General features: G+C 37.1%; 1 protein-coding gene. It reads right to left on the bottom strand.

All coding sequences use genetic code 11. The annotated features are described in order from the left end of the window. Window positions 1-977, bottom strand: a 977-nt coding sequence (gene ftsA, locus OFN91_RS08255; protein ID WP_270873907.1) for a cell division protein FtsA, incomplete at its 3' end; no start/stop codon positions are given. Window positions 978-1085: the final 108 nt, after the last annotated feature.

Here is a 1085-nt window from a genome sequence, read left to right as displayed (position 1 = left end):
AGCTTTGTCATACCGCCTGTTAGGACGATTCCCGCACCGATTTTATCTTTATATCCGCTTTCATCAAGTTTTTTAGCCAAAAACATCAAAGTCTCTTCAATGCGCGAGAAAATAACATTTGTTATAATTTCTAAACTAACACTGTGAGTGCTTTCATCTTCGCCAAGAACGGGAAGTTCTATCTCTCTTTTGCCTTCATCGATTAAATCGGCATAAGATAGTTTTATCTCTTCGGCGTATGGAAGCGGTGTGTGAATCGCTTTTGATAAGTCGTTAGTTATGTTAGTAGAGCCGATAAGTAAAACATCATTATATCGAAGCGAATTTCCTAAATGCACAACCATATCGCAAGTTGCGCCACCCATATCGATTAGTGCAACACCAAGCTCTTTTTCATCTTTACTAAGGGTTGAAATAGCCGAAGCATAGCCTGAAAGAACGATATTATCGATTTTTATTCCTGCCATTTCGACAGATTTGGTTAAATTTTTAACAGAACTTTCAGGAACAATAACGATATGAGTGGAAACTTCAAGTCTGTTTCCGCTCATACCCAAAGGATCTTCTATGTGGTCTTGCTCATCAACTTTAAAATCATAAGGTAAAATGTGAAGTTTGACATAATCATTTGGAACATTTGCGTTGTGTTCTGCCATTTGCATAGCTCGTTTGATTTCTGTTATGCCGATTTCATGATCAGGAACGCTTATAATGCCTTGTGATGGAACACTTTTTGTATAGGCACCGGAAATCGAAACTATAACCTTATCGTATCTGCGTCCTGCGCTCTTTACGGCGTCATTAACTGCATGTTTTATAGAGTTTGCAGCTTGTTCGATATTTGTGATAATGCCTTTTTTTACGCCGTATGTCTTAGCCTTGCCCATACCACAAACTGCTAAATTTTCATCTTTTTTTGCAATAATGGCACGAATTTCGACAGAGCCTATGTCAAGCCCTAAAATATACTCACTCACTATCTCTACCTTTATAAAATCTTTCTATTTTGTATCTTTTTTGAAGAGATTTTAATAAATCATTTTGCAATGCAGAATTCATCATATACGAAGCTTCGCCTTTGAGTG

The sequence above is a fragment of the Campylobacter sp. JMF_08 NE1 genome, from assembly GCF_027737875.1.
GTDB lineage: Bacteria > Campylobacterota > Campylobacteria > Campylobacterales > Campylobacteraceae > Campylobacter_B.
This window is presented reverse-complemented; position numbering and strand designations above follow the sequence as displayed.